Annotated in this window: 9 protein-coding genes; 8 read left to right on the forward strand and 1 reads right to left on the reverse strand. The window is 74.7% G+C overall.

Features of this window, described 5'->3' with window-relative positions:
- Positions 1–71 precede the first annotated feature (71 nt).
- From Psi01_RS14555 to Psi01_RS14590, 8 genes are read left to right on the forward strand one after another with little or no spacing between them, the layout of a single operon-like run.
- The gene (locus Psi01_RS14555; protein ID WP_204064536.1) at positions 72–947 is read left to right on the forward strand and encodes a 2,3-dihydro-2,3-dihydroxybenzoate dehydrogenase; all 876 of its coding nucleotides are present in this window, start codon (positions 72–74) and stop codon (positions 945–947) included.
- A 15-nt stretch (positions 948–962) separates the two neighbouring features.
- On the forward strand, positions 963–2,084 hold the full coding sequence (locus Psi01_RS14560) for an isochorismate synthase (RefSeq protein ID WP_204064537.1): 1,122 nt from the start codon (positions 963–965) through the stop codon (positions 2,082–2,084).
- Complete coding sequence (locus Psi01_RS14565; RefSeq protein ID WP_204064538.1) at positions 2,071–3,582, forward strand: (2,3-dihydroxybenzoyl)adenylate synthase; 1,512 nt, start codon at positions 2,071–2,073, stop codon at positions 3,580–3,582. The genes Psi01_RS14560 and Psi01_RS14565 overlap by 14 nt, the downstream gene beginning before the upstream one ends.
- Before the next feature lie 5 nt (positions 3,583–3,587).
- Positions 3,588–4,235, forward strand: a complete 648-nt coding sequence (locus Psi01_RS14570; protein WP_204064539.1) for an isochorismatase family protein — start codon at positions 3,588–3,590, stop codon at positions 4,233–4,235.
- Entirely contained in the window at positions 4,228–4,446 is a 219-nt protein-coding gene (locus tag Psi01_RS14575) for a phosphopantetheine-binding protein (RefSeq protein WP_204064540.1), read from the forward strand. The genes Psi01_RS14570 and Psi01_RS14575 overlap by 8 nt, the downstream gene beginning before the upstream one ends.
- Positions 4,443–11,594, forward strand: a complete 7,152-nt coding sequence (locus tag Psi01_RS14580; RefSeq protein ID WP_204064541.1) for a non-ribosomal peptide synthetase — start codon at positions 4,443–4,445, stop codon at positions 11,592–11,594. The genes Psi01_RS14575 and Psi01_RS14580 overlap by 4 nt, the downstream gene beginning before the upstream one ends.
- Positions 11,591–11,785, forward strand: coding sequence for an MbtH family protein (locus Psi01_RS14585; protein WP_204064542.1), 195 nt, complete (start codon positions 11,591–11,593; stop codon positions 11,783–11,785). The genes Psi01_RS14580 and Psi01_RS14585 overlap by 4 nt, the downstream gene beginning before the upstream one ends.
- On the forward strand, positions 11,782–13,074 hold the full coding sequence (locus Psi01_RS14590; RefSeq protein WP_204064543.1) for an MFS transporter: 1,293 nt from the start codon (positions 11,782–11,784) through the stop codon (positions 13,072–13,074). Before Psi01_RS14585 ends, Psi01_RS14590 begins: the two co-directional genes overlap by 4 nt.
- A 66-nt stretch (positions 13,075–13,140) precedes the next feature.
- On the opposite strand, the gene Psi01_RS14595 is transcribed toward Psi01_RS14590, so the two are convergent.
- Positions 13,141–13,659, reverse strand: coding sequence for a calcium-binding protein (locus Psi01_RS14595; RefSeq protein ID WP_204064544.1), 519 nt, complete (start codon positions 13,657–13,659; stop codon positions 13,141–13,143).
- Between the last annotated feature and the right edge of the window lie 25 nt (positions 13,660–13,684).

The raw sequence follows: 13,684 nt of genomic DNA on the forward strand, positions 1-13,684 counted from the left end.
CATGGCGGACGTATCAAATTAGGCAAGGCTAACCTAATTTAGGTTTACCTAATTTGAGCGGAAGGCGAGGAGTGGACGGGATCGTAGGCCGGGTCGCCCTGGTGACCGGCGCGGCACGAGGCATCGGGGCGGCGGTGTGCGAGGCCCTGACCACGGCGGGGGCGCGGGTCGCCGCCGCCGACCTGTGGACGACCGGACGGGAGGCGGACACGGCCCTGCGGCCGGCGGACGGAACGGACACGACGCCGCAGCCGGCGAGCGGGGGCACAGCATCCGGGAGCACGATGTCCGGGGGCACGGCACCCGAGGGTGCGGCGTCCGGGGGCGCGGTGCCGTACACCCTGGACGTGCGGGATCCCGCCGCGGTCGAGGAGACGGTCGCGGCCGTGGAGCGAGACCTGGGACCGGTCGACATCCTCGTCAACGTCGCGGGCGTGCTGCTGCCCGGCCAGGTCGGGGAGACCGCCGACGACCGGTGGCGGCAGACCTTCGCGGTCAACGCCGACGGCGTCTTCCACGTGTCCAGGGCGGTGGCCCGCCGGATGACCCCCCGGCGGCGCGGCGCGATCGTCACCGTGGGGTCCAACGCCGCCTCGGTGCCGAGGATCGGCATGGCCGCCTACGCCGCCTCCAAGGCGGCCGCGTCCATGTTCACCCGGTGCCTGGGCCTGGAGCTGTCCCGCCACGGGATCCGCTGCAACGTGGTCTCGCCGGGCTCGACCGACACCTCCATGCTGCGCGCCCTGTGGGAGGGCACGGACCCCGCCGGCGCGCGCGAGGCCACCCTCGACGGCGACCCCGCAGCCTTCCGGGTCGGCATCCCCCTCGGCCGCGTCGCCGACCCCCGCGACATCGCCGACGCCGTGCTCTTCCTGGTCTCCGACCGGGCCCGGCACATCACCATGCACGACCTCCTGGTGGACGGTGGCGCGACTCTCCGCGCCTGACGAGATTGGATTTCGATGTCACTGCTGACAACCGCTGTGGATCCCCTCGCGGGGTACGAACACGGCGAGTCGGTGTTCTTCTCCTCATCCGGCGGCACGCTGCTGACCCGCGGCACGCGCGCCGTCCTCGGCGGCGACCTCGGCACCCTGCCCGAGCGGGTGACCGCGGCGCTGGGCCCGGACGAGGTGGCGGCCGGGGCGGTCGGGTTCGGCGGCGCGGCCGGCCTGATCGTCCCGGAGGCCGCCTCCTGGTCGGGACCGGTGGGCCCCGGCGCCCCGGCCGGGACCTCCGAGCCCGGCAACTGGCGGGTGCGGCCCGTCCCGCACCCCGACGACTACCTCAAGGCGGTACGGCGCGCGCTGGAGGACATGGCGGCCGGTCGCCTCGACAAGGTGGTGCTCGCCAGGACGCTCGAACTCGTCTCCGACGGCCCCCTCGACCCGCACGCCCTGCTGCGTCCCCTCCTCGGCCACGGCCACTGCTTCGCAGCCCCGCTGCCCGGCGGGCGCGCGCTCGTCGGCGCCAGCCCCGAACTGCTCGTCTCCCGCCGGGGCCGGAGTGTGATCTCCAACCCGCTGGCCGGTTCGGCCGCCCGCAGCGCCGACCCGGCCGAGGACCGCCGCAGGGCCGAGGAGCTGTCCGCCTCGGCCAAGGACCTGCACGAGCACCGTCTGGTGGTGGACGCGGTGGCCGAGGCGCTGCGGCCGTACTGCGCCGAGCTGCACGTGCCCGCCGCACCCGAGCTGACCTCCACCGAGACGATGTGGCACCTGTCCACGCGCGTCACCGGCGTGCTGCGCGACCCCGGCGTCCCCGTCCTCGCCCTCGCCCGCGCGCTGCACCCCACCCCCGCCGTGTGCGGGACGCCCCGGCAGGCGGCCCGGGAGGCGATCGAGGAGCTGGAGCCGTTCGACCGGGGCTTCTACACCGGCATGGTCGGCTGGACCGACGCGACCGGCGACGGCGAGTGGGCGGTGGCCATCCGCTGCGCCGAGATCGAGGAGCGCACGCTGCGGCTGTACGCGGGCGCCGGGATCGTGACCGGCTCCGACCCCGCCCTGGAGCTCGCCGAGACCTCCGCCAAGTTCCGCACCATGCTGCGCGCGCTGGGGGTGAGCGGCGATGCACTGGCCTGAGGACGTCGCCGCCCGCTACCGGGCCGCCGGCTACTGGCGGGGAGAGACCTTCGGGCGCATGCTGGGCGACCTGGCCGCCCGGTACGGCTCCCGCCCCGCGCTGGTCGACGGGGCCTCCGGCGCCCGCTGGAGCTTCCGCGACCTGGACGAGCGGGCCGACCGGCTCGCCGCGGGGCTGCACGCCTTCGGCGTCCGGCGCGGCGACCGCGTCGTCGCGCAGCTGCCGAACGTGCCCGAGTTCTACCAGGTCTGCTTCGCGCTGTTCCGCATCGGCGCCTGGCCGGTGTTCGCGCTGCCGGCGCACCGCTCCGCGGAGATCTCCTACTTCTGCGAGTTCACCGAGGCCGCCGCCTACATCTGCCCCGACGAGGAGCACCGCGCCCTGGCCCCGGACACCCCCGCGCTCGTCCTGGGACAGCTGCCCGAGGCCGACCCGATCGAGCTGCCCGAGCCCTCCGCCGGGGACGTGGCGTTCCTGCAGCTGTCCGGCGGCAGCACCGGCCTGCCCAAGCTGATCCCCCGGACCCACGACGACTACATCTACAGCTTCCGGGCCAGCGCGGAGATCTGCGAGCTGACCCCGGACAGCGTCTACCTGTGCGCGCTTCCGGCCGCGCACAACTTCCCGATGAGCTCGCCCGGCGTGTTCGGCGCGCTCAGCGCGGGGGCCGCCAGCGTCATGGCGCCCGACCCCAGCCCCGGCACCTGCTTCCCGCTGATCGAGCGCGAGCGGGTCACCATCACCGCCCTGGTCCCGCCGCTCGCGCTGGTCTGGCTGGACGCCGCCGCCACTGCCGGGCACGACCTGTCCAGCCTGGAGGTGCTCCAGGTGGGCGGGGCGAAGTTCAGCGCGGAGGCGGCCAAGCGGGTCGGGCCCGAGCTGGGCTGCACGCTGCAGCAGGTCTTCGGCATGGCGGAGGGACTGGTCAACTACACCCGGCTGGACGACCCCGAGGAGGTCGTCGTCTCCACCCAGGGCCGTCCCATCTCGCCCGACGACGAGATCCTCATCGTGGACGACGACGACCGCGAGACCGACCACGGCCACCTGCTGACCCGCGGGCCGTACACCATCCGCGGCTACTGGCGGGCCGAGGAGCACAACAAGATCGCCTTCACCCACGACGGCTTCTACCGGACCGGCGACATCGTCCGGCGCAGGCCCGACGGATACCTCGTCGTCGAGGGCCGGGCCAAGGACCAGATCAACCGGGGCGGCGACAAGATCGCCGCGGAGGAGATCGAGAACCACCTGCTGGCCCACCCGGCGATCCACGACGCGAGCGTGGTCGCCGTCCCCGACCCCTATCTCGGCGAGCGCTCCTGCGCCTACCTCATCTGCAAGGGCGAGGCTCCGGCCAAGGGCGAGCTGCGGGCCTTCCTGCGCGACCGCGGCATCGCCGCGTTCAAGATCCCCGACCGGTTCGAGTTCGTCGACGCCTTCCCGCAGACCGCGGTCGGCAAGGTCAGCAAGCGCCACCTTCGCGAAAGGACATGACGATCATGGCGATCCCCCCGATCCAGCCGTACCCGATGCCGAGCGACCTGCCCGCCAACCGGGTCGATTGGCGCCCGGACCCGCGCCGTGCCGTCCTGCTCGTCCACGACATGCAGAACTACTTCCTGCGCGCCTTCACCCCCGGGCAGTCGCCGCTGGTCGAGCTGATGTCCAACGTCCTGGCGCTGCGCGAGCACTGCGCCGACCTCGGCGTGCCCGTCGTCTACTCGGCCCAGCCCGGCGGGCAGAGCCCCGAGGAGCGCGGGCTGCTGCTGGACTTCTGGGGCGGCGGCATCGGCCACGACCCGCAGGAGGCCAGGATCGTCGAGGAGCTGGCGCCGCGCCCGGGCGACGTGCTGCTCACCAAGTGGCGCTACAGCGCCTACCAGCGGACCGGCCTGGCCGAGCTGATGGCCGCCCAGGGCCGCGACCAGCTCGTCATCTGCGGGATCTACGCGCACATCGGCGTGCTGATGACCGCCTGCGAGGCGTTCATGCGCGACGTGCAGACCTTCGTGGTCGCCGACGCCGTGGCGGACTTCTCGCTGGACCACCACCGCATGGCGCTCACCTACGCCGCCGAGCGCTGCGCGGTCACCGTCACCACCCGGCAGGTCAGCCGGGCGCTCTCCCAGGAGGTGGCCGGTGTCTGAGACGGCCGTACGGCTGCGCGCCGAGATCGCCGAGCTGCTCTACGTCGACCCCGAGGAGCTGGGCTTCGAGGAGAACCTCATCGACGCCGGGCTGGACTCGATCAGGGTGATGACGCTCATCGAGCGCTGGCGCCGCGAGGGCCGCGAGATCGGCTTCCCCGACCTGGTGGAGAAGCCCACCGTCGCGGCCTGGGCGGAGCTGCTGGGATGAGCTCCGAGACCCCCGCGCCCGCCGGGACGGGGACCGGACCCGGCGGGCAGGGCGTCGCCCCCCTGCCCGCCGGGTTCGCGGGCCCGCCCGCCGAGACGTTCCCGCTCACCGGGGCGCAGGCGGGGATCTGGTTCGCCCAGCGGCTGGACCCGGACAACCCCGTCTACAACACCGCCGACCGCGTCGACATCCGCGGTCCCGTCGACCCGGCCGTGCTCGAACGCGCGCTGCGGCGCGGCCTGGCCGAGGCAGAGCCGCTGCGCCTGCGCTTCACCGAGGAGCCCGCGCAGTACCTGCCGGAGTGCGACTCGCTGCGCGACTCCGTCACCGTCCTCGACCTGAGCGGCGAGGCCGACCCCGAGGCCGCGGCCGGGGAGTGGATCCGCGCCGACGTGCGGACCCCGGTGGACGTGGTGACCGGCCCGCTGTCCGGCCACGCCCTGATCCGCCTGGCCGGCGACCACTTCGTCTGGTACCTGCGCGCGCACCACATCCTGATCGACGCCTACGCGCTGACGATGCTGGTCGACCGGGTGGCGGAGATCTACAGCGCGCTGGTGGAGGGCCTGCCGCCCGGCCCGAGCCCGTTCGGCGGCCTGCTGCCCGTGCTGGAGGAGGAGGCGGCCTACCGCGACTCCGAGCGCCACGCGCGCGACCGCGCCTACTGGCTCGACCGCATGGCCGGCGCCCCCGAGCCGGCGGGCCTGGCCGGGGTGCCGGCGATGTCCGCGCGGGAGGTCGTACGGCACCGCGAGGCGCTGCCCGCCACCGGGCACTGGGAGCTGCTCGCCCGCCAGGCCCGCGCGACCTGGGCCGACGTGGCCGCCGCCGGGCTGGCCGTCTATCTCGGGCGGCTCACCGGGACCGCCGACGTCCTGATCGGCCTGCCGCTGATGAACCGCTCCGGCGCCGCCCTGCGGGTGCCCTGCCTGACGGTCAACGTGCTGCCCCTCCGGCTCGACGTGCGCCCGGACGTCCGGCTCGGCGACCTGGTCAGCCAGGCGGCCCGGCGGGTCGCCGAGGCCCGCCGCCACTCCCGCTACCGGATCGAGGACCTGCGCCGCGACCTCGGCCTGTCCGGCAGCTCGCGGGCCCTGTTCGGCCCGCTGCTCAACATCAAGCCCTTCGGCGCCGACGTGAAGTTCGCCGGGTCCTCGGCCACGGTCCGCAACCTCGCCGCCGGTCCCGTCGACGACCTGGCCGTCGCCCTCCTGCTCGACGGCGACCGGCTCACCCTCGAACTGGACGGCAACGCCGCCCTGTACTCGCGCGAGGACCTCGCCGTCCACGCCCGCCGGCTGGCCCGGCTCCTGACGTCCCTGGCCCTCACTCCGCCGGACACTCCGATCGGCCGGCTGTCCCTGCTCACCGGGGACGACGAGGCGGCCCTGCCCCCGGGATCACTGCCCCCGGCATCACGGCCCACCCGGCCCGCCCCCGATCGGTCCGTCCCGCCGAGCGTGGTCGAGGTCCTCGACGAGCGGGTCCGGCTGACGCCCGACGAGACCGCGCTGACCTGCGGGGAGCAGTCGCTGACCTTCGGGGAGCTGGGCGGGCGGGCCGACCGGCTGGCCCGGCGGCTCCTCACCCGGGGCGCGGGCCCCGGCCGGATCGTGGCGCTGGAGCTGCCCCGCTCGGCCGACCTGGTCGTGGCGCTGCTGGCCGTGCTGAAGAGCGGTGCGGCGTTCCTGCCGATCGACCCCGCCTACCCCGCCGAGCGGCGGGAGTACATGCTCACCGACGCCCGTCCGGCGATCGTGGTCACCCCGGAGTGGATCGCCGCCGAGAGCAACGCCGGGGACATCGCCGGGAGCGCCGACGGCATCGGCGACATCCCCGCGCCCGGCACCCGCGGCGCCCGGGACACGGACGCCCCCGGCGAGGGACACCGGGCCCGGGACACGGCCGGCCCCGGCGGGGGGCACCGGGCCCGGGAGACGGACGCCCTCGCGCTCCCCCGGCCGGACGACCCCGCGTACGTCATCTACACCTCCGGCTCGACAGGGCGCCCCAAGGGCGTGGTGGCCACCCACCGGGGACTGGCGGCCCTGCTGGCGAGCCACCGCGAGCGGCTGTTCCCGACGGGCGAACGGCTGCGGGTCGCGCACACCGCGTCGTTCTCCTTCGACGCCTCCCTCGACCCGGTGCTCTGGATGATCGGCGGGCACGAGCTGCACCTGCTCGGCGACGACGCCTACCGCGACCCCGACGCGCTGACCGCCTACGTCCGCGAGCGCGGGATCGACTATCTCGACCTGACCCCGTCCCACCTGAAGGAGATGCCCGCCCTGCTGGCGGCGCCGCCCAGGATCGTGGTCGTCGGCGGCGAGGCCGTACCGGATCCCCTGTGGCGCAGGCTCCGCGAGAGCACCCTCGCGGTCAACCACTACGGTCCCACCGAGGCCGCCGTGGACGCCTACACCTGGCTCGGCGACGGCACCGAGGGGCCCACCTCCGGCACCCGCGCCCACGTGCTCGACCACGCCCTGCAGCCGGCCCCGCCCGGCGTCGCGGGCGAGCTGTACCTGTCCGGGGACGGGCTGGCCCTGGGCTATCTGGGCCGCCCTGAGCTGACCGCCGAGCGGTTCGTGGCCGGTCCTGAGGGCTCCCGCCTGTACCGGACCGGCGACCGGGCCCGCTGGACGGCCGACGGGCGGCTGGAGCTGCTCGGCCGGGCCGACGACCAGGTCAAGGTGCGCGGCGTCCGGATCGAGCCCGGCGAGATCGAGGCCGTGCTGGAGGAGCACCCCGGCGTCGCCGCCGCGGCCGTGGCCGTACGCGGAGAACGGCTGGCCGCCTACGCGGTCCCGGTCGCGGAGACCCCCGGCGCCTCCCTCCCCGCAGCGGAGACCCCCGGCGGGCCCGCTCCCGCGACGGCCTCCGGCGCGTCCCTCCCGGCCGCGTCCGCGACGGACGGGGCCGCCGAAGTGCTGGAGTTCGCCGCCGTCCGGCTGCCCGCCGGGATGGTGCCCTCGTCGATCACCTGGCTGGAGGCGCTGCCGCGCACTCCGAACGGGAAGCTGGACCGGGCCGCGCTGCCCGACCCGCAGGTGGCCGCGCGGCCGGGGCGGGAGGCCGACGGCCCCGTGGAGCGCGCGCTGTGCGCGCTCTTCGCCGAGGTGCTCGGGCTGCCCCGGGTCGGCGCCGACGACGGCTTCTTCGAGCTGGGCGGGCACTCGCTGCTCGCGGCGCGGCTGGCGGTGCGCGTCCGGGAGTCCCTCGGGGTCCGCGTGCCGATCGCCTCGATCTTCGAGGCGCCCACGCCGGCCGGGCTGGCCGCCCTGCTGCCCGAGGGCCACGCCGTACGGCCCGCGCTGCGGCGCCGTACCCGGCCCGAGGAGATCCCGCTGTCGTCCGCGCAGGCCCGGCTGTGGTTCCTGTACCGGATCGAGGGCCCGAACCCGACCTACAACATCCCGCTCGCCGTCCGGCTGGACGGGCCGATGGACCGCGACGCGCTGCGCGCCGCCCTCGGCGACGTCGTGGCCAGGCACGAGATCCTGCGCACCGTCTTCCCCGAGCGGGACGGCGTGCCCCGCCAGCACATCCTGGACCCGGGGCCGGTGCCCCTGCCGGTCTGGCAGCCCGACGACGCGGCCGAGGCAATGCGCACGATCGTGCGGCGCGGGTTCGAACTGGCGCAGGAGCCGCCGTTCCGCGCCCACCTGCTGCGGCTGGGCGCGAGCGAGCACGTGCTGATGATGGTCCTGCACCACATCGCCGGCGACGGCTGGTCGACCGGGCCGCTCGTGCGCGACCTGCTGGCCGCCTACGGGGCCCGCCGGGCGGGCGCGGCCCCCGCCTTCGAGCCGCTGCCGGTGCAGTACGCCGACTACGCGCTCTGGCAGCGCGAGCTGCCGGACGCCGACCTCGGCCACTGGACCGCGGCGCTGGCCGGGCTGCCCGACCGGCTGGAGCTGCCGGCCGACCGCCCGCGGCCCGCGGTGTCGAGCGGCGCGGGCGGCACGGTCCCCGTCACGCTGGAGCCCGAGCTCATGGCCGCGGTCGAGGGGCTGGCCCGCACGAGCCGCACGAGCGTCTTCATGGTGCTGCACGCCGCGCTCGCGGCGCTGCTCACCCGGCTCGGCGCGGGTACGGACATCCCGATCGGCACGCCGGTCGCGGGCCGCGAGGACAGCGCGCTGGACGACGCCGTCGGGTTCTTCGTCAACACGCTCGTGCTGCGCGCCGACACCTCGGGCGACCCGTCCTTCGCCGAGCTGCTGGAGCGGGTCAAGGCCGCCGACCTGGCCGCCTTCGACCACGCGGGCCTGCCGTTCGACCGGCTGGTGGAGGTCCTCAACCCGCCGCGGGCCCGCAACCGGCACCCGCTGTTCCAGGTGATGCTGGTGCACACCGACGCCCCCGCCCCGGGGGTGGAGGTCGTGCACACCGGCACCGCCAAGTTCGACCTGACCCTCAACCTCGACACGACCGGCACGGGCTTCCTGGAGTACAGCACCGACCTGTTCGACCGGGCCACGGCCCGCGGCGTCGCCGGGCGGCTGGTCCGGCTGCTGTCGCAGGCCGTCGCCGACCCCTCCACGCCGATCGGCAGGATCGACATCCTGCAGGAGGCCGAGCGCCGGACGCTGATCGAGGATTGGAACGGCGACCTGGTCAGCGAGCCCGGCGCGACCCTGCCGGAGCTGTTCGAGGCCCAGGCGCGGCGCACGCCGTACGCGATCGCCGTGGAGAACCTCACCTACGCCGAGCTGAACGCGCGGGCCAACCGGCTGGCGCACAAGCTCATCGCGCACGGGGCGCGGCCGGAGGCCGTCGTGGCGCTGTCGCTGCCCCGCTCGGCGGACCTGGTCGTCGCGCTGCTGGCGGTGGTCAAGTCGGGCGCGGCCTACCTGCCGCTGGACCCCACCTACCCGGCCGACCGGCTCGCCTACATGGTCGCCGACGCCGGGCCGGTCTGCGTGGTGGACGAGGGCTGGCTGGCCGACCTCGACGACTGGCTCGACCACGACCCCGAGCGCTCGCTGGAGCCCGGCAACGCCGCCTACGTCATCTACACCTCCGGCTCGACCGGGCGCCCCAAGGGCGTGATGGTCTCGCACCACAACGTGGTCCGGCTGCTGTCGGCCACCGACCACTGGTTCGGCTTCGGCCCGGACGACGTGTGGACGCTGTTCCACTCCTACGCCTTCGACTTCTCGGTGTGGGAGCTGTGGGGGGCGCTGCTGTACGGCGGGCGCCTGGTCGTGGTGCCCTACGAGGTGAGCAGGTCCCCCGAGGACTTCCTCGCCCTGCTGGAGCGCGAGCGCGTCACCGTGCTGAACCAGACGCCCTCGGCCTTCTACCAGCTGGTCGCGGCCGACGACGGGCGCGAGCTGGCGCTGCGGTACGTGGTGTTCGGCGGGGAGGCGCTGGAGCTGTCCCGGCTGGCCGAGTGGTACGCCCGCAGGCCGTACTCCTCGCACCCGGGTCCGGCGCCGAACGCCCCGCTGCTGGTCAACATGTACGGCATCACCGAGACGACCGTGCACGTCACCCACATGCCGCTCTCCCCGGACCACCGGGAGGGCAGCCTGATCGGCCGGGGCATCCCCGACCTGCGGGTCTATCTGCTGGACGACGCCCTGCAGCCGGTCCCGCCGGGGGTGGTGGGCGAGATGTACGTGGCCGGGGACGGCCTGGCCCGCGGCTATCTCGGGCGTCCCGGGCTGACCTCCGAGCGCTTCGTCGCCGACCCCTACGGCCCGCCAGGCTCCCGCATGTACCGCTCGGGCGACCTGGCCCGCTGGCGGCCGGACGGCGTCCTCGACTACGTCGGCCGCGCCGACCAGCAGGTCAAGGTCCGCGGGTTCCGGATCGAGCTCGGCGAGATCGAGGCCGCGCTGCTGGTCCACCCCTCGGTGGCCCAGGCCGCGGTGATCGTCCGCGAGGACCGGCCCGGTGACAAGCGCCTGGTCGGCTACGTCGTGCCCGCGGAGACCCCGCAGGCCGCGACCGGGCCGGACGCTCCGGGGGACGCCGTGACGGACGCCGCCGGGCTGCGCAGGTTCGCGGCCCGGTCGCTGCCCGACTACATGGTGCCCTCGGCGATCGTCGAGGTGGCGGAGCTGCCGCTCACCGTCAACGGCAAGCTCGACCGCGGGGCGCTGCCCGCGCCCGCGGCGGCGGCCGGGGAGGGGCGGCCGCCGGCCGGTCCGCGCGAGGAGACGCTCTGCGAGCTGTTCGCCGAGGTCCTCGACCTGCCCAGGGTCGGACCCGACGACGGCTTCTTCGACCTGGGCGGGCACTCGCTGCTGGCCGTACGGCTGGTCTCGCGGGTCAAGGAGGTGCTCGGCGCCGAGGTGACCATCGGCGCGCTCTTCGAGGCGCCCACCCCCGCCGGGCTCGCCGCGCTCACCGAGAGCGGCTCCCGGACCGACCCGCTGGCGGTGCTGCTGCCGCTGCGCGAGTCCGGTTCCCGGCCCCCGCTGTTCTGCGTGCATCCGGCGGGCGGGCTGAGCTGGTGCTACAGCGGCCTGATCCGGCACGTCCCCGACCGGCCGATCTACGGCCTGCAGGCCCGTCACGACCCGCTGCCCGCCTCGCTGCGGGAGCTGGCGGCCGACTACGTCGAGCAGCTGCGGTCGGTCCAACCGGCCGGGCCGTACCACCTGCTGGGCTGGTCCACCGGCGGCGTCATCGCCCAGGAGATGGCCGTGCAGCTGCGCCTGGCCGGGCAGGAGGTCGCGCTGCTGGCGGTCCTGGACGCCTACCCGGCCGAGGGGCTGCGGGACCTGCCGGTCTCCGACGAGGCCGAGGCACTGGAGGCGCTGCTCACCATGGGCGGCTTCGCCCCGGACGCCGCCCCCACCCTGGAGGACGCGATCGAGGTGCTGCGCCGCGAGGGCAGCCCGCTGGCGGGCCTGACGGTGGAGACCCTCCGCTCCCTGCGGGATCTCTATCTGAACACCAACCACCTGGTGCGCGGCCTCGACACCCGGGTGTTCGACGGCGACGTGCTGTTCTTCCGCGCCACCGTCGACACGATCGACGACGCCCTCACCGCCGACACCTGGCGGCCCCACGTCGGCGGCGTGATCGACAACCACGACGTGGCGTGCAGCCACAAGGACATGACCCGGCCGGGACCGATCGCCGAGATCGGCGCGATCGTCGCGGCCAGACTCGAGGAGACCACCCCGTGAACCCCTTCGACGATCCCGACGGCGAGTTCCTCGTCCTGGTCAACGACGAGGAGCAGCACTCGATCTGGCCGTCCTTCGCCGAGGTCCCCTCCGGCTGGACGGCCCGCTTCGGCCCCGACGTCCGGGCCGCATGCCTGGCCTACGTCGCGGCCCACTGGACCGACCTGCGCCCGCGCAGCCTGACCCGGTGAGGGTCTCCTCCAGAGCGGCGGTGCTGGTCGTCTACGTGACGGCCATGTGCATGAACGGGCTCGACGCGACGATCGTCAACCCGGCGCTGTTCGTCATCGCCGCCGACCTCGGTGTGACGCCGGCCGCGAGCAACCTGGTGGAGGGGGCCTTCCTGGCGAGCCTGTCGGTCTCCATGCCGCTGGCCGGCTGGCTCTGCGACCGGTACGGCGCGGGCCGGGTGTTCCTCGCCGCGCTGACGCTGTTCACGGCGGCGTCGGCGCTGTGCGGGGCGGCCTGGGACCTGGGGTCCCTGGTGGGCTTCCGGGTGCTGCAGGGCATCGGCGGCGGGGTGCTGACCCCCGCCGGGATGACGATGCTGTTCACCGCGTACCGGCCCGAGGAGCGCATGAGCCTGTCGCGCTACATCGTGGTGCCGACGGCCCTGGCTCCCGTGCTCGGCCCGGTCCTGGGCGGTCTGCTGGCCGAGCACCTCTCCTGGCGCTGGGCGTTCCTGCTCAACGTCCCCTTCGGGCTGGCCGTGATCCTGCTGGGCGCGGTGACCGCGGGCGTCCTGCGCCCGGTGCCCGCGGCCGCGGCCGCGGCCGTGACCACCGGCCCGGCTGACGGTCTGGTAAACGGCCCCGTGGGCGGACCGGTGGACGGCCCGGCGCCGGGTTCCGGTCAGGCCGGGAGCGGCCCGCGCGGGCTGTGGGGCCTGGTGGACCTGCTGGGCCTGCGGCTGCTGGCCGAGCGCGGTTTCCTTCGCGGCACGGTCTCGGCGTCCCTGTCGGCGGCCGGCCTGATGGGCATGCTGTTCGTCTTCCCGCTGATGTACCAGGACGGGCGGGGCGCCTCGGCGGCGGACGCCGGGCTGGTGATCTTCCCTGAGGCGCTGGGGCTCATGGCGGCCGGCTTCCTCGTCGACCGGGCCTGCGCGCGGTGGGGCGAGCGCGCGGTGATCGTGCTCGGCATGCTCGGCGGCGCGGCCCTGTTCGCGGCGCTCGCCCTGACCGAGCCCGGCCCGTGGACGCTCAGAGCGATCATGTTCTCGGTGGGACTGGTGCTCGGGCAGGCGGTGACGGCGGTCCAGATCTCCTCCTTCACCACCGTCGCCCCGCCGACCATGGGCCGGGCGATGGCCCTGTTCCAGTCGTTGCGCATGCTCGGCGGCGCGCTGGGCGTGGCGGTCTGCGCCCTGGCCGTCCCCTCCGGCTATCCCGCCGCGATGCTCGTCGCCACGGCCTTCCTGCTGGCCGCCGCCCTGGCCGCGCCGGCAGGCGGAACCCGCCCGTCACCCCCGCATGGGTGACGGGCGGGCGGTCCCGCCGGGACGCTCCGCCCGGCCCCCGCGTGACGGGGCTCCGGGCGGCGCACCCTAGATCTCGCAGTTCTCCTCGGTCTCACCGCTGCAGGTGTCGACGTCGGCACCGCCGTCGGTGGTGTCGTTGCCGGCGTTGCCGGTCAGGATGTCGTTCCCGCTGCCGCCGACGAGGACGTCACGGCCGGAACCGCCGGTGAGACGGTCGGCGCCGGCCGAGCCGAAGATCTCGGCGAACAGCGACGTGTTGTTGCGGACGGTGTCGGCACCGCCCCTGACGTTGACGGTGATGTTCTTGACCCCGGCGCAGGAGACCGTGCTCGGCCCCTGCTGGACACAACCGGCCCCGGCGGTCACCGAGTGCAGCACGGAGCTGACGGTGATCTTCCCGTTGAACAGGTTGATGTCGACGCTGTCGTTCCCGGTCGTGCCCACCACCGACATGTTCTGGAACGACCCCACCGTGACGGTGGCCCCCGCCGCCTGGGCGGGGCTGGTCAGAACGGCGGTGGCACCGGCGGTGGCGGCGGAGGCGGCCATCGTCAGGATCATGATGTTGCGACGCATACGCGACATGGGAGAAGTCCTTTTCTGGACATGA

It is taken from the genome of Paraplanobispora siamensis, assembly GCF_016863175.1.
Taxonomy (GTDB): Bacteria; Actinomycetota; Actinomycetes; order Streptosporangiales; family Streptosporangiaceae; genus Planobispora; species Planobispora siamensis.